Here is a 16,314-nt window from a genome sequence, read left to right as displayed (position 1 = left end):
CGGAGTTACAACCAATGGCTGCTAAAGACATTCGTTTCGGTGAAGACGCACGTACCCGCATGGTCCGTGGCGTCAACGTGCTTGCCAATGCCGTCAAGGCCACCCTGGGCCCGAAGGGCCGCAACGTCGTGCTCGAGAAGAGCTTCGGCGCGCCGACCATCACCAAGGACGGCGTTTCCGTCGCCAAGGAAATCGAACTGGCTGACAAGTTCGAGAACATGGGCGCGCAGATGGTCAAGGAAGTCGCTTCCAAGACCAACGACAACGCCGGCGACGGCACCACCACTGCCACCGTGCTGGCCCAGGCCCTGATCCGTGAAGGCGCCAAGGCCGTGGCTGCCGGCATGAACCCGATGGACCTCAAGCGCGGTATCGACCAGGCCGTCAAGGCCGCCGTCATCGAGCTGAAGAACATCTCCAAGCCCACCACCGACGACAAGGCGATTGCCCAGGTCGGCACCATCTCGGCCAACTCGGACGAGTCGATCGGCAACATCATTGCCGAAGCGATGCAGAAGGTCGGCAAGGAAGGCGTGATCACCGTTGAAGAAGGCTCGGGCCTGGAAAACGAGCTGGACGTGGTCGAGGGCATGCAGTTCGATCGCGGCTACCTGTCCCCGTACTTCATCAACAACCAGCAGAGCCAGTCGGCCGACCTGGACGACCCGTTCATCCTGCTGCACGACAAGAAGATCTCCAACGTGCGCGACCTGCTGCCCGTGCTGGAAGGCGTGGCCAAGGCCGGCAAGCCGCTGCTGATCGTCGCTGAAGAAGTCGAAGGCGAAGCGCTGGCGACCCTGGTGGTCAACACCATCCGTGGCATCGTCAAGGTCGTGGCCGTCAAGGCACCGGGCTTCGGCGACCGTCGCAAGGCGATGCTGGAAGACATGGCGGTGCTGACCGGCGGTACCGTGATTTCCGAGGAAGTGGGTCTGGCGCTGGAGAAGGCCACGATCAAGGATCTCGGCCGTGCGAAGAAGGTGCAGGTCTCCAAGGAGAACACCACCATCATCGACGGCGCCGGCGACTCGGCCACGATCGAAGCCCGCGTTGGCCAGATCAAGACCCAGATCGAGGACACCTCGTCCGATTACGACCGCGAGAAGCTGCAGGAGCGCGTGGCCAAGCTGGCCGGTGGCGTTGCAGTGATCAAGGTCGGCGCCTCGACCGAAATCGAAATGAAGGAAAAGAAGGCCCGCGTCGAAGATGCCCTGCACGCCACCCGTGCAGCCGTCGAAGAAGGCGTGGTCCCGGGCGGCGGTGTGGCCCTGGTGCGTGCGCTGGTGGCCGTCGGTAACCTGACCGGTGCCAACGAAGACCAGACCCACGGCATCCAGATCGCCCTGCGCGCGATGGAAGCCCCGCTGCGCGAGATCGTGGCCAATGCCGGCGAAGAGCCGTCCGTGATCCTGAACAAGGTCAAGGAAGGCACCGGCAACTACGGTTACAACGCCGCCAACGGCGAGTTCGGCGACATGGTCGAGTTCGGCATCCTGGATCCGACCAAGGTCACCCGTTCGGCGCTGCAGAACGCAGCCTCGATCGCCGGCCTGATGATCACCACCGAAGCCATGGTGGCCGATGCACCGAAGAAGGACGAGCCGGCGATGCCGGCCGGCGGTGGCATGGGCGGCATGGGCGGCATGGATTTCTGATCCAGCCCCACCGGTTGTTGCAGCAAAAAAGGACCCCGCCGAAAGGCGGGGTTTTTTTGTGGCCGGTCGTGGATGCCGCAAGAGGCGATCGTCGATTGGTCGTGCCTGGTCCACGCAACCCCCATGAGCCACGACCCCATGACCCCGTGACCCCGTGACCCCGTAGGAGCGCACCTGGGCGCGACGAGGCTTCACCGGTAACGCCCCAATCGCGCCCGGGTGCGCTCCTACGCCGCGCCGATGCGGCACCAGCCCGCGCAACCGGCTCGCGGCCCCAACCGTGTGCACCATCCCAAAACCGCGCAGATCGCGACGTCAATCACACTTGCATGACAAGGTGTTGACACCGATGTCATCGCAACCCTAGCGTCGCTGGGCAGGCGCTTGCGCCGAACGGTCGGGGGGCCATCGGACAGGGGGCGGCGATGCGGTGCATCGCTCGCAGGCGTCGTTGCAGTGGAACGCCACGCCGGCCATGCCGGCCTCTCCCGGGGATCTTATGAACTGCCGCAGTCATCGCCTTGCCTTGTCGATTTCCTTGTCCCTTGCCCTGACCGCCGCCGTCGCACCGTCGGCCACTGCCCAGCAGGCCGAGCCGGAGCAACCGCGTGCCACCTCCACGCTGGACGCGGTCAGCGTCACCGGCTCGCGCATCAAGCGCGCGCAGGTCGAAGGCGCGCAGCCGGTGGTCACCATCTCCGCGCAGCAGATCCAGCAAGAGGGCTTTGCCACCGTCTACGACGTGCTCAACAGCATGAACCAGCAGGGCTCGGTGGAGGCCGATACGCAATGGGGCTCGCACACGCCCAATGCCTCGCCGATCAACCTGCGCGACCTGGGGCCAGGCCGCACGCTGCTGCTGGTCAACGGCCACCGCGTGGCCGATTACCCGCTGCCGTACGGCGGCGAAAGCAACTTTTCCAACTACAGCAACATCCCCTCCGCGGCGGTGGAACGCATCGACATCCTGACCGGCGGCGCCTCGGCGATCTACGGCTCGGACGCGGTGGCCGGCGTGGTCAACGTGATCCTCAAGCGCGACTACCAGGGCGACCAGGTGCGCCTGCGCGGCGGCACGGCCACCGAAGGCGGCCGCGACAGTTTCGACGTGTCATGGGCAGGTGGACGCACCGGCGAGAACTGGAGCCTGACCTACGCGCTGCAGGCCACCCGGCGCGACCCGCTGAACGGGCGCGATCGCCCGCAGATGGACGACTCCGACGACATGTCCTATTCCAACTGGACCGGCCAGAACCGCCGCTACGGATTCAACCCGTTCACCGGCCTGAGCCTGGTCGATGCCAACACCAGCGAACGCCTGGCGCCACCTGCCGGCACCTGCGCGCGCTTCGGCGGCGAGTTCATCGACGGGCAGCGGCTGAGCTACGACCAGAACACCGGGGTGGTCACCAATGCCGGCGATTACTGTGGCGTGGCGCGCGACTACGGCGACTGGGGGCTGGTCACCGGCAGCGAGGATTATTCGGCCTATCTCTACGGCACCTGGAAATTCGGCGAGCACACCGAAGCCTGGGCCACGCTGTCGGCCAACCGCAGCATCGGCCGCTGGACCTACGACCCGCCGTACGCATATCTGGGCCCGTTTCAGGACGCCGACACCGGGCGCTCGTTGAACCTGATCCGTCAGCTCACCCGGCGCGAAGCCGGCGGCTGGGACCGGCTGGCCAACTACAACAAGGAGCAGTCCTGGGACCTGAGTGCCGGCTTGCGCGGGGCGTGGGCGGACCGCTTCGACTGGGAACTGAGCGTGGGCCGCTCGCGCTACACGGTGGACGAATATGTGCGCACCGTGGATACCGCGCGCGCCACCGCGTATTTCCTCGGCAGCCCCATCGGCACCGCTGCCGATGGCACGCCGATCCATGCGATCAACCAGGCGCGGCTGTATGCGCCGCTGTCCTCGAGCGAGTACGACGACCTGGTCGCCAAATCGCACAACTCGGCCTATTCGTGGGTGAACCAGGCCAGTTTCAGCCTCAGCGGCGACCTGGTGCAGGGCTGGGCCGGGCCGATCCGCTTCGCCACCGTGGCCGAAGTCGCCAAGCAGGGCTACCAGCTGTCGCCCGACCCCTGCGCCAACGCATGCTACCCGGTGGACGTGGTGGACAGTGGTGGTGGCGAACGCCTGCGCAGTTCGGCCGGGCTGGAATTCCAGATCCCGCTGCTGTCGACGTTGAGCGCCAACATCGCCGGTCGCTACGATCGCTATGGCAATTACCGTTCCTCGGCCGCGATTGCGACCGATGTCGGCACCCAGAGCGACACCACCTGGAGCGCGGGTCTGGAATGGCGGCCGGTCGAGAGCCTGTTGCTGCGCAGCACGCTGGCCACCAGCTTCCGCGCGCCTGACATGCACTACGTGCTCGGCGAACCCAGCTCCACCAACCAGACCGTGATCGACCAGTACCGCTGCATCACCTCTGGCGCGTATCAGACCGGCGGCTGCAACGACGAAAACAACAACATCTACTACACCGTGGATGTGAATCGGCGCGGCACCCCGGATCTGCGCTCGGAAACCGGCCGCTCGTTCACTGGCGGGGTGGTGTGGGACATCGCGCAAGGGCTGTCGCTGAGCGTGGATTACTACCGCATCCAGCTGGAGGAAATGATCAAGGATCTGGACCGCGACGAGATCCTGTCGGCCGAAGCCGGCTGCCGCACCGGCACCACCATCAGTGGCGGCGCCTGGAACAATCCCGGCGGTGCCGGCTATTGCGACACCATCACCTCGCGGGTGACGCGCAACGCCGACGGCACCATCGCCAGCATCGAGCGCGGCCCGATCAACCTGGCGCAGATGGAAACCTCCGGCATCGACGCCGCACTGAAATACCGGCTTGCCACCGCGAGTTGGGGCAACTTCCAGCTGTCGCTGGACTACAACAGCCTGCTGGCCTACCGCGAACAGATCTACCGCACCGACAGCGATGAAAACCGCCGCGACGAACGCGTGCGCAGCCGTGTGCGGGGCAGCGTGCACTGGGATAACGGCGGCGCCTGGGACTGGACGGTGTACTTCCGCAGGCTCGGTTCCATGCGCGCGGTCAACTGGGGCACCTGCGCGCGTTTCGACGATGGCTACCAACCCAGTGCCGCCGACGAATGCGTGGTCACCGACACCGCCAACGTGCATCTGGGCGAGAGCAGCAAGCGCTATTTTGGCCGCGTGGGCCCGGCGATCTACTGGAACCTCAGCACCGGCTACAAGATCACCGACCACGCCAAGGTCAACTTCTACGTCAACAACGTGTTCAACGAAGTGGGCTACGAGAACAAGGAGCGCTTCTACGGCTACGGCTTCTACAACACCACGCTGTTCAATCCGATCGGCCGCGAAGTGGCGGCGGAATATGTGTTCACCTTCTGATTGAGCGTGGCGGCCGCACCACACGTCACGGCATAGCGCCGTGGCGTGTGGTGCAGGCAAAAACGGGCGCGCCGTTTGTCATCCACCCTGCAGCAGGTGGGGTTGCGTGGTCACCGACGATGGTCGACACGAAACGTTTCTGCCGCAGGGCCTGACTGGATCTTGGCATCGTGGGAGTTACCGCTACTTGTCGCTGGGTGCGTTGTCCGAGTACGCAGCGCAGTGACCCAACATCGAAGCCGGCGCTGGTTGAAGCCATGTAAGGGAGAGAGGGCTGGTCGGGTGTACCGCGCCCGGTCCTGACTTCCGCAGAGTTGGTGATCGATTGTTCGCATCGTCATGATCGGCCGTGCTTATGCCCGCGGCGTATCGGCGTTGCATCCCTGCGCAGGTTGCGTCTGAGACGCCGCAATTGCAGGGGTTTGGACACGATAAAGTGCGGATCAGGCCATCGACCCGGATGGCGCCGGCAGCGCGCTGCAACGTTCCGTTGCCGATGAAACAGTGGCACGGCCGAAACGTGCGTGGTATCAATGCACTCAATGAACGCACCCCGCAGCCAGTTTTACTTTTGGTACTACGGTTTTCCGATGCCGCTGGCGGAGGACGGATTGCGCTCACCCTGAAGAAATCTTCAGCAGCATTCCCGAAAAGCCGCCAGCGCACACTGGCGGCTTTTTTTGTTGCCGCCGCGCCTGGCCCCCTGATGCAACACCGCCCACCGAGACACTGTTATGCCGCCCGTGACCGATGACCTGCGTATCCGCAAGATCGAAGCCCTTGCCCCGCCTTCGCAGCTGCTGTCGCTGCTGCCCTGCGACGAGCGCGCCTCCGAGACCGTGACCAACTCGCGCGCCGCGCTGCACGCCATCCTGCATGGCCACGACGACCGCCTGGCGGTGGTGATCGGGCCCTGCTCGATCCACGATCCGGTCGCGGCGATGGACTATGCGCACCGCCTGCGCCCGCTGCGCGAGCAATTCGGTGATGCGCTGGAGATCGTGATGCGTGTGTACTTCGAAAAGCCGCGCACCACCATCGGCTGGAAGGGCCTGATCAACGACCCGGATCTGGATGGCAGCTTCCAGATCAACAAGGGCCTGCGGGTGGCGCGCGGTCTGCTGCGCGACATCAACAACCTCGGTCTGCCGGCCGGCGTGGAATTTCTCGACATCATCTCGCCGCAGTACATCGCCGACCTGGTGGCCTGGGGCGCGATCGGCGCGCGCACCACCGAAAGCCAGGTGCACCGCGAAATGGCCTCGGGCCTGTCGTGCCCGGTGGGCTTCAAGAACGGCACCGGTGGCGACGTCAAGATCGCGGTGGATGCGGTGGGCGCGGCCTCGCACCCGCATCATTTCCTGGCCGTGACCAAGGACGGCCACACTGCGGTGGCCGCAACTGCAGGCAATCCGGATTGCCATGTGATCCTGCGCGGCGGCAAGCAGCCCAACTTCGATGCGGCCAATGTGGAAGCGGCCAGCCAGGTGCTCAACAAATCCGGGTTGCCGGCGCGCCTGATGATCGATGCCAGCCATGCCAACAGCGGCAAGAACCCCGAGAACCAGCCCAAGGTCATCGACGACATCGCCACGCAGCTGGAAGGCGGCGAGACGCGCATCGTCGGCGTCATGGTGGAGAGCCACCTGGTCGGCGGACGCCAGGAACTGGTGCCCGGCTGCGAGCTGACCTACGGCCAGAGCATCACCGACGGCTGCCTGGGCTGGGACGCCTCGGTGCAGGTGCTGGAGCGCCTGGCGACGGCCGTGCGTGCGCGGCGTGCCAGGCGGGTTGCCGAAGCGGCGTGATCGTCGGGGCAGCCGGGTGAGGGGACGCGGCTTTGCCCGCACCCTCATCCGGCGCTGCGCGCCACCTTCTCCCGCAGGGAGAAGGGATAAGCATTGCTCCCTGCGGCCCGCCAAGGTACAGCGTGCGCGTCACTGGCGCAGACGATGCGGCGCACTCGCCGGCGCGCAAGGGCATAAATACAAAGCCCATCTCATCCGGACTGCAGCATCTCAACGCGCAGCACCTCGACGCGCCGCAGATTCCATCCAGTGCTTCGCATAGTCAAAAGCGCAAAGCGTCCAGCACGCTGCACATCCCAAAACAGCGCGCGCTTGCGCGACAAGCGGTCAACACGCCTGTCGAGCAGCCTGGCGACGTGCACAGTCGTGTTGATGGCCGCTCCAGAACGCGAACGCCGGGCCGGTGCAGGGAGCCGCCTGGCGGATTTGGCACCACCCGGTGATGACCCGTCGCGCCCAGCGGCAGGAGGGGGAGAGAGCCGTCCTGCCGCCGAATGCGAGCTGGCAGGAACGTTATCCGCCACCTGCATGACGTGGCGATGTCACGCAGGTCGGCACCGGCAATGCAGTTCGGCCAGCGTCAAACGCCAGCATGACAACCGCGCTCTGACCTCTGCAACGGCGGCCAAAGCACCATCCAGCATCGAAGTTCTTCCAAACCACCTATCGCGCCGAGGCGATGGGCTACAACCGCCGATTCCCGATTCCCGATTCCCGATTCCCGATTCCCCACTCACCCCAACATATCCCCGGTCTCCAACCAGCGCTGATGCCACGACAGCGCCTCGGTCAGCAGATGCGGGGTGTGCTTGCCATAGCTGTCGCGATTGGCGCGCGCCACATACTCTTCCAATGCATCGCGGTAGCGCGGGTGCACGCAGTGATCGAGCAACTGGCGTGCGCGTTGCTTGGGCGTGAGGCCGCGCAGATCGGCCAGGCCTTGCTCGGTGACGATCACCGAGACGTCGTGTTCGGTGTGGTCGACATGGCTGACCATCGGCACGATCGACGAGATGCTGCCGGCCTTGGCGATGCTGGGGCTCAGGAAGATCGACAGGAAGCCATTGCGCGCGAAGTCGCCGGAGCCGCCGATGCCGTTCATGATGCGGCTGCCCATCACGTGGGTGGAATTGACGTTGCCGTACAGGTCGGCCTCGATCATGCCGTTCATGCCGATGCAGCCGAGCCGGCGCACCAGTTCCGGGTGATTGGAAATCTCCTGCGTGCGCATGATGATGCGCTGCCGGTAGAAATCGATATTGCGCTTGAATTCCTCGTTGCCCTCCGGGCTGAGCGCAAAACCGGTACACGAGGCGTAGCGCAGCACGCCATCGCGCAGCAGCGCGAGCATGCCGTCCTGGATCACCTCGGTGAAGGCCTCCAGATCGCGGAAGCCGCTGCGTGCAAGCCCGGCCAGCACCGCATTGGGAATATTGCCCACGCCCGATTGCAGCGGCAGCAGGCTGGCCGGTAGCCGGCCCTTGCTTACTTCATGGCGCAGGAACGCGATCAAGTGTTCGGCGATGCGTTCGCTGCTGTCGTCGGCAGCGGCGAACGGGCTGTTGCGGTCCGGGCCATGCGTGCGCACCACTGCCACGATCTTGTCCGGATCGCAGCGCAGGCTGGGCTCGCCGATGCGGTCGTCGCCGTGGATCAGCGGAATCGGCTTGCGCTGCGGCGGCAGCGCGGTGCCGTAGTAGACATCGTGCATGCCATCCAGGCCGGCCGGCTGCCAGTCGTTGACCTCGATGATCACCTTTCTGGCCAGGTCCAGCCAGGTCTTGTTGTTGCCGATCGAGGTGGACGGCACCAGGCTGCCGTCGGCGCGGATCGCCGAGACTTCCACCACGGCGGTGTCGATCTGCCCGTAGAAACCGAACCAGACATGCTGGGCGACGTGGCTGAGATGGATGTCGATATAGTCCAGCGTGCCGGCGTTGATGCGTTGGCGCGCGTCCGGGTCGGACTGGAACGGCATGCGCATGGCGATGCCGTCGGCCTTGGCCAGTGCGCCGTCCAGTTCCGGCGCGGTGGACGCGCCGGTCATCAACTTGATCTGGAACGGCTGGCCCTGCAGATGCGCCGCTTCGATGCGCTGCGCCAGCGCCATCGGCACCGCCTTGGGGTAACCGGAGCCGGTGAAGCCGCTCATCGCCACGGTCTCGCCGGGCTGGATCAATGCGGCAGCGGCCTCGGCAGAAACCAGGCGCTCGCGCAGCGGCGCGTACAGGATGCGTTCGTCGGACATGGGCGGCACAGCAGGCAGGAGACGTCCCATTATCGCCGCTGCGTGCGTCGGCCGCGCTGCGACCATGGTGCAATGCGCCTCGCGAGCCGCGTCGGCCGCGTGCGAAGCGACCTGTTGCGTGGCAGGAGCACGGCACGGGCGAGGCCTCATCCACTCCCGTTGCGCATCTGGGACGCTGCCATATGTGGCGTTGGCGTCGCCGCTGGCCGGCGTGCGGTTACCTGGCGGACCTGGCCGGTCGTCTCGCGCACCACCCGCGCTACAGCCGGCCGCCATGCAGCCCGGCTGGCGTGCAGCGTGTGCGGTAACGGGCCACCGGCCACGTTCACGCCTCGCCGCCAGCGCAACCGCGATAGTGGCGGCAGACTCGACTTGTGCCTGCGCCCATGCCCTCTCTTCGCGACCGCTTCCAGCGCTGGCCCCGGCCATGGCGCATTGCAGTGGTCGTGCTGGTGGCGCTGTATGCGCTGTATCTGCTGGCCGGCAACCTGTTTCTCAACACGCCGCTGTTCGATGCCGTCACCAATCGGCAGCCGCATAAATTCACCATGCAGACCGGCCCGGCACTGACGGTGTTTCCGGGGCAGGTGATGGCCTGGAACGTGCGCATGCGCGGGCAGGCCAACCGCACCGTGTACGTGTTTCATGCCGATCGCGCCAATGCGCGCGTGGCCTTGCTGGCACTGTTGCGACGCGAGGTACGCCTGCCGTGGTTGCACGCCACCGGCCTGAGCGCGGAGGTGGAAACCTCCGACACCCCGATTCCGCCACCGCCACGCGGCGACCAGGGCTGGACGCTGCGCTTCGATGCGATCACCAGCAACAGCATCCGCAGCGCGCGCCTGGGCAAGCTGCTGATCGCCGGGCAGGGCCATGGCAGCGTCGGCTTCCTCAAGCAGCTCAAGGGTGGCCCGTCGGAGCTGTTTCCCTCCGAGGCAGGCTTCAGCGATGCGGTGATCAGCTATGACGGGGTGCAGGTGTTCAATGGCGCGCAGCTGGATGCGCAATTCCAGTTTCCGCGTCACTACCGCGATGAAGCGCCGGGCCTGCGCAAGCTCGGCATCACCCACGCGCGGCTGCAGCTGAAGGCCGCTACGGTGGCGTTGAAGATCGACACCGGTGCGCCGCATGTGGACATCCGCAGCGGGCCGTCGGCGGCGCGGGTGGAGGCCGACATCACGCTGGACCGCGGCACGCTGCAGGAAGGCAGCCATGCGGTCTGGCGCCTGCCGTTGATGGCCGGCGTCGGGGCGACCGACCGCGGCACGCTGGCGCTGCAGCTGGACGTGGCGCGCGACATCCGCGTGCAGGCACGGCTGCCGCGCGACGCAAAGACGGGCAGCGAGCTGCAGGCCGATCTGCGCGTTGCCGGGCGCAGCATCCCCTTCCAGGATCCTGCGCAGGTGCTGCCGCGCCTGTCCGGGCAGGTGCGTGGGCGCTGGCAGTTCGAATCGCTGAACTGGATTGCCGAGCTGTTCGTGCGCAAGCCGTGGTTCCAGCTCGAAGGCGGTGGCCTGGTCGAGGCCGATCTGCGCCTGGCGCAAGGCCGGCTCGCCAGCGGCAGCAGCCTGGAGATTCCGCGGGTGGAGGCAGTGGCGCAGGTGTTCGACACGCGGCTGGCCGGTGTCGCCAAGGCGCATGGACGCATCGACGATGCTGCCACGCCGCAGGCGCATCTGGACGTGAGCATCCCCATCTTCAAGGCCGCGCCGCGCGCTGCACCCAAACAGATCCTGCTGGACGGCCGCGATCTGCAGCTGGCCATGCATGGCGACGCCGAACTGGCGCGCCTGCGCGACACGCTCAAGGCGCAGCTGCGTTTCAGCGATGCACGCGTGCCCGATCTCACCGTTTACAACCGTTACCTGCCGGGCAACAACGTGCGCCTGCTCGGCGGCAGCGGCAGCCTGACCGGCGATGTGGCGCTCAATGCCGCCGGCGATGTGGGCAGCGGCCACGCCAACCTGCGCGGGCAGGGCGCGCATCTGGCACTGGCCGGCGTGCAGATGCGCGGCGATGCCGAATTGCAGGCGCAGCTGCAGCGTGCCGATTTCAAGAACAAGTTCTTCGACCTCAGCGGCACGCGCGTGCGCCTGCGCAATATGCGGGTGGGCGAGGACAGCGCCGATGCCAACTGGTGGGGGCAGATGCAGGTCGGTGCCGGCACCATCCAGGCCAGCGCACCGTTCCAGGTGGATGCCGACGCGGCGATCCGCATGCGCGATATCGCGCCGCTGCTGTCGGTGTTTGCGCAACGCGCCGACTACCCGCGTTGGGTATTGGGCTTGCTGGATTCGGGCGAACTCGACGCCACCGGCAGGGTGCGTTGGCGCAAGCAGCAACTGCTGATCGACGACCTGCATGCGGAGAATGCACGCCTGTCGCTGCGTGCGCGGCTGGCCTTGAACGACGAGCAGCGGCGCGGCGACCTGTATCTGCGCTGGGGCGTGCTGGGCGCCGGGATCGAACTCGATGGCAAGCAACGCCAATGGCACCTGGCCGGTGCACGCGAATGGTACGACGCGCAGCCGGGATTGCTGCCGGCGGTGTCGAAAGCGAAGTAAGCGGTTCCTTGTTTGAGGCTTGGGTAACGCGGCCAGATTTTTCGTCTTCGAAGAGGTAGTGCGCGCATTGCCGCGCGTGCAGGACATCGACTGCACACCGGGCAACCTGCCGGTGCCCAGCCGCACTCGCCGCTGCGCACCGCGCTCAAGGTTTCCTTGGCACACTGCGTCATGCCGCGTGCGCGGTCTTCAGGAGCCTGCCGTCATGACGATGCCTGTTCGCGCCCGCTGGCAAAGATTGCCCCGCCTGGTGCGTTGGCCGTTGCTGGCGTTACTGGTGGTGTACGCAAGCTATCTGCTGCTCGGCAACCTGTTGCTCAACACGCCACTCGGGCCGGCCGCGCTCAATCGCAAGCCGGACAGGTTCACCATGCACTGGGGCCCGGCAGTGACCTGGTGGCCAGGCCGGCTGACGCTGTGGAGGGTGGAGTTGCAAGGCCGCTCGGCACGCACCCGCTGGAACGTCAGCGCGCAGCGCATGAGCGGGCAGGTACAGCTGCTGCCGTTGCTGCACCGGCAGTTGCTGGTGCCGGAGGTGCATGCGCACGGGGTGCGTGGCGGCATGCAGGCGGCTGTGCCCACAGCCGGTACCGTGGCGATGCCAGCACCGGCGACAGCGCCGAATACGCCGGTGGTAGCCGCGCCGCTGGCTGACGCAGCCAGTACGACGACGCCAACGACTGCGCAGGACAAGCCACCCGCACGCACCCCAGACGTCGCGGCGAGCACGCAGCCGCCCGCACGCACGACCGGGGCATCCACCGGTGTGCCGCAATCCGCCGGGGGCGCCAAGACCGCTGGCGTACCCGCAGGTCCCGCATCGACCGCTCCGGCCTGGACCCTGCAATTCGACCGCATCGTCGCCGACCAGGTGCAGGCAGTGACGCTGCGGCAGCTGCAGATCGAAGGCGATGGTCAGTTGGAGCTGGGCCTGTTCAAGCAATTGCGCGGCGGGCCGATGGAACTGTTTCCCTCACGGGCGCGCTTCGACAATGCACGGATGCGTTGGGGTGGTAGCGAGGTGCTGCGCAACGGGCAGCTGCGCATCGACGCCAGCATCGCGCGTCATGCGCCGGAGCAGGCGCGCGGGCTGGCGATGCTGCAGCTTGCCGATGCGCAGCTGACCGTGCATGGCGACACCGCAGCACTGGATGTCACACGCAATGCGCAAGGACGCCATACGCTCGCCACACGTGCCGGCAAGGGGCGTGCGGATGGGCAGTTGCGCTGGACGCGGGGCAGCCTGCAGCCCGGCAGCCAGCTGCAATGGCGCGCACCGCTGCACGATGGCACGCGCACGCCGGCTGCCCTGCTGGGCGAGCTTGCAGCGCAACTGCAGGTGGATCAGGACATGCGTCTGCAAGTCAGCATGCCCGAGCCGGCCGATGCCGGGCTGACCCTGGATGCGGATCTGCGCGTGCAAGGCCGGCAACTGCCGTTGCAATCGATGCGCAGCCTGCTGCCGCGCACCTCCGGGCATGCGCGCCTGCATTGGCAACTGTCTTCGCTGAGCTGGATTCCGGCGCTGTTTCCCGATGTGGACTGGCTGACGCTGGAAGGCGAGGGCCTGGTGGATGCGGATCTGCGCATCGATCGCGGCCAGCTCGGCGCCGGCAGCCGCCTGCAGGTGCCGCACGTGCGTGCGCATGTCGGCGTGATGGGGCATGCGATCGATGGCCAGGCCAGTGCCGATCTGCGTGTGAGCGCCGATGCGCGCGGACAGCTGCTGCCGGCACTTGCCTTGCAGATGCAGCAGTTCTCGATTACGCACGACGAGGCGCCCACGCGTCCATTCGTGCAGGGCCGCGACCTGCATCTGGAGCTGCAGACGCGCGCCGACGCGCGCAACCTGGCCACGTTGCGCGACGCCACGCGCGCGCACCTGCGGTTCGCCAATGCGCGCGTGCCGGATCTGCGTGCCTACAACCGCTATCTGCCGCAGCAGCAGTTGCGCTTCGATGGCGGCAACGGTGTATTGAGCGGCGATCTGCAGATCGAACCCGGCGGCCGCATCGGCAAGGGCGGCCTGCGGATCGGCGCACGTGCGGCGCGGCTGCAGTTTGCCGGCCTGGCACTGCGTGGCGACGTGGATGCGGACCTGCGCCTGCAGCGCGGCGATCTGCGTGCAGAAAACTTCCGCCTCGATGCCAGCACCATCCAGCTGCGCAATGTCGGATTCACCGGGCCCGATGGCCGGCGCCGCGATGGCTGGTGGGCGCGCATCGTGCTGGAAGACACCCGCATGCAATGGCGCCAGCCGGTCGGTGTGGATGGACGCGTGCGCATCCAGGTGCGTGACCTGGCATTCCTGATGTCGCTATACGCGCGCGATCGTTCGATTCCGAACTGGATGCTGCGGCTGGTGGATGCAGGCCAGGCGCAGGTGACCGGGCGTGTGCATTGGCAGGGCGACACCGTCATCGTCGACCGGCTGCAGGCACGCAACGAACGCTTCCAGGTGGATGCACGCCTGCGCTTGCAGGGCAGCCAGCGCAGCGGCAGCCTGCTCGCGCGCTGGGGCATGTTGAGCGCAGCGGTGGGGCTGCGCGGCCAGACCCCGCAATGGCATCTGCTGCGTGCGCCGGAGTGGTATCAGGCCCAGCCCGATCTGCTGCGCTGAGGCTGCCGCGCGCCAACGCGACGTGAAGAAGAAAGCGCCAGTTCTGTACTGCCTGGTGTTGTTTTGCAGTGCAGCGTGCAAGTGGCGTTCGGGGCGCGCACTATGATCCTGCATCCCGACGTGGGGGAGGGAGCAAAGCCCGCTGGCAGTTCGCTGCAAGCGGGCTTTTTTATTGCCCGACGCCTGGCGAGTCAAGCCACCGCACCGCCGCTCGCCTTCCATGCGCCCAGCTGTCGAGGGTTGGCCAGGCCACTGCCGGCTCAGGCAGGGGCGCCAATTGCCCACACGTCGCTCAACCCGCGTGACGGATCGACCGGTGGCTGCGGCTGCAGGCTCGGCCGGCTTCCGCTAGAATGAGATCAATTCTCATTTGTCGCCGGGCGCCTTGCCGTCCGGACCAGCCGTTCAGGAGGTCATCGTGTCGGCCACGCAAGGCGCGCTTCATCAGCAGGTGGAGCGCCTGTACACCGACCACCACGGCTGGCTGCAGGGCTGGCTGCGGCGCAAGCTGGGCGATGCGTTCGTAGCTGCCGACCTGGCGCAAGACACCTTCATCAGCGTGATCAGCGCAGGGGCGGCCGACCAGATCCGCGAACCGCGCCCGTTCCTGGCCACCATCGCGCGCCGCTTGATGGCGCACCGGCAGCGGCGCAAGTTGCTGGAAACCAGTTACCTGGAACTGCTGGCTGCGCTGCCGGAAGAACTGGCGCCGTCGCCGGAGCTGCAATTGCTGGCGCTGGAAGCGGTGCAGCAGGTGGACCAGGCGCTGGATGGCCTGCCGCCCAAGGTGAAGGAAGCCTTTCTGCTGGCGCATCTGCAGGAGCTGAGCTACGCGCAGATCGCGCAGCGGCTGGGCGTGTCCAGCAGCTCGGTCAAGCAATATCTCACGCGTGCCAACCGGCATTGCCTGTTCGCCCTGTCGGCGTGAGCCGCACGGATGGCTGATGCCGCCTCACGCCGCGCGCGCGCCGCCGATGACCAGCGAGCACCGCTGGCCGGCGGGCAACCGATCCGTGCGCAGGTCGCCGATCAGGCTGCCGAGTGGCTGACGGTGCTGATGTCCGGCACCGCGAGCCAGGCGCAGCTGCAGCGCTGGCAACAATGGCGCGATGCGCATCCGGACCATGCGCGGGCGTGGGCGCATATCGAGGCGGTGACCGGGCGGCTGAAGACGCTGACCCCGCAGGCGGCCTATCGCAGCCTGTCGCCGTATGCCGGCAGCAATGGCCAGGCATCGCCGGGCAGGCGCAAGGCGCTGAATCTGCTGCTGTGGGGCGGGGTGGCCGGAGCCACCGGCGTGCTGGCCTCGCGCACCGAACGCTGGCAGCGCGCCACCGCCGATTACGCCACTGCGACGGGGCAGCGCCGCGAGGTGCAGTTGCAGGATGGCAGCCGTATCACCCTCAACACCCGGAGCGCCATCGATGTGCGGTTCGACGCGCAGCAACGGCTGCTGCAGTTGCTGGCCGGCGAGATCATGGTGACCACTGCGCAGGCGCTGGGCGCGGGCCACGATGCGCGGCCCTTGCTGGTGCGCACCGCGCAGGGCGATATCCGCGCATTGGGCACGCGCTTTTGCGTGCGCCAGAATGAACACGACACCCGGCTGAGCGTGCTGGAAAGCGCGGTGGAGGTGCGGCCACATGCGGCCGCGCAGGCCGTCGGGCGCGTGCAGGCGGGGGAACAGTGCCGTCTGCACGCCGACGCGCTCGGCGCCATCGCGCCGGTCGATGTACAGGCCGCGGCCTGGGTGCGCGGGCAGCTGATTGCCGACGAGTGGCGCCTGGATGCGTTTGTCGCCGAACTGGACCGTTATCGCTCCGGGCTGTTGCGCTGCGACCCGCAGGTGGGCGGCCTGCGCGTCTCCGGCGTGTTCCCGCTGGACGACACCGACCGCATCCTGGCGATGCTGCCCAGCGTGCTGCCGGTACGGGTGAGCCGGCGCAGCCGTTACTGGGTGACGGTAAAGGCAGCCGGGCAGGGCTGAGGCGCCGCCAGCCGGCACGTCGCCAAAAAAAGTGTGCACCC

The 16,314-nt window shown here is 66.9% G+C and carries 8 protein-coding genes; 7 read left to right on the top strand and 1 reads right to left on the bottom strand.

Going from position 1 to position 16,314, the window contains the following annotated elements; translation table 11 throughout:
- Window positions 1-14: 14 nt before the first annotated feature.
- From groL to EO170_RS10850, 3 genes are all read left to right on the top strand, one after another.
- Complete coding sequence (gene groL / locus EO170_RS10860; RefSeq protein WP_011035771.1) at window positions 15-1,655, top strand: chaperonin GroEL; 1,641 nt, start codon at window positions 15-17, stop codon at window positions 1,653-1,655.
- Between the two features lie 499 nt (window positions 1,656-2,154).
- Entirely contained in the window at window positions 2,155-5,046 is a 2,892-nt protein-coding gene (locus EO170_RS10855) for a TonB-dependent receptor (protein ID WP_126944833.1), read from the top strand.
- A 734-nt stretch (window positions 5,047-5,780) separates the two neighbouring features.
- On the top strand, window positions 5,781-6,854 hold the full coding sequence (locus EO170_RS10850; protein WP_104649313.1) for a 3-deoxy-7-phosphoheptulonate synthase: 1,074 nt from the start codon (window positions 5,781-5,783) through the stop codon (window positions 6,852-6,854).
- Between the two features lie 733 nt (window positions 6,855-7,587).
- Here the strand turns inward: EO170_RS10850 and EO170_RS10845 are convergent.
- Window positions 7,588-9,102 (bottom strand): acetyl-CoA hydrolase/transferase family protein, encoded by a 1,515-nt coding sequence (locus EO170_RS10845; protein ID WP_126944830.1) that lies wholly within the window; start codon window positions 9,100-9,102, stop codon window positions 7,588-7,590.
- 386 nt (window positions 9,103-9,488) lie between these two features.
- Between EO170_RS10845 and EO170_RS10840 the strand changes: the two genes are divergently transcribed.
- The 4 genes from EO170_RS10840 (at window position 9,489) to EO170_RS10825 (ending at window position 16,273) form a co-directional block, all read left to right on the top strand.
- Window positions 9,489-11,666, top strand: a complete 2,178-nt coding sequence (locus EO170_RS10840; protein ID WP_126944827.1) for a hypothetical protein — start codon at window positions 9,489-9,491, stop codon at window positions 11,664-11,666.
- Window positions 11,667-11,871: 205 nt separating this feature from the next.
- Window positions 11,872-14,286 (top strand): hypothetical protein, encoded by a 2,415-nt coding sequence (locus EO170_RS10835; RefSeq protein WP_126944824.1) that lies wholly within the window; start codon window positions 11,872-11,874, stop codon window positions 14,284-14,286.
- A 418-nt stretch (window positions 14,287-14,704) separates the two neighbouring features.
- Entirely contained in the window at window positions 14,705-15,214 is a 510-nt protein-coding gene (locus EO170_RS10830; RefSeq protein ID WP_104606252.1) for a sigma-70 family RNA polymerase sigma factor, read from the top strand.
- Window positions 15,215-15,223: 9 nt separating this feature from the next.
- Complete coding sequence (locus EO170_RS10825) at window positions 15,224-16,273, top strand: FecR domain-containing protein (RefSeq protein WP_126944821.1); 1,050 nt, start codon at window positions 15,224-15,226, stop codon at window positions 16,271-16,273.
- Window positions 16,274-16,314 lie beyond the last annotated feature (41 nt).

It is taken from the genome of Xanthomonas sp. BRIP62409, assembly GCF_003992965.1.
Classification (GTDB): Bacteria; Pseudomonadota; Gammaproteobacteria; order Xanthomonadales; family Xanthomonadaceae; genus Xanthomonas; species Xanthomonas euroxanthea.
Note: the sequence above shows the minus strand (reverse complement) of the source record. Positions and strands in the feature narration are given on the sequence as shown.

What these genes read in the sequence shown, in the direction of transcription:
- groL (WP_011035771.1), top strand. Translation starts at nt 15, where the DNA reads ATGGCTGCTAAAGACATTCGTTTCGGTGAAGACGCACGTACCCGCATG.
- EO170_RS10825 (WP_126944821.1), top strand. Translation starts at nt 15,224, where the DNA reads ATGGCTGATGCCGCCTCACGCCGCGCGCGCGCCGCCGATGACCAGCGA.
- EO170_RS10850 (WP_104649313.1), top strand. Translation starts at nt 5,781, where the DNA reads ATGCCGCCCGTGACCGATGACCTGCGTATCCGCAAGATCGAAGCCCTT.
- EO170_RS10855 (WP_126944833.1), top strand. Translation starts at nt 2,155, where the DNA reads ATGAACTGCCGCAGTCATCGCCTTGCCTTGTCGATTTCCTTGTCCCTT.
- EO170_RS10835 (WP_126944824.1), top strand. Translation starts at nt 11,872, where the DNA reads ATGACGATGCCTGTTCGCGCCCGCTGGCAAAGATTGCCCCGCCTGGTG.
- EO170_RS10840 (WP_126944827.1), top strand. Translation starts at nt 9,489, where the DNA reads ATGCCCTCTCTTCGCGACCGCTTCCAGCGCTGGCCCCGGCCATGGCGC.
- EO170_RS10845 (WP_126944830.1), bottom strand. Translation starts at nt 9,102, where the DNA reads ATGTCCGACGAACGCATCCTGTACGCGCCGCTGCGCGAGCGCCTGGTT.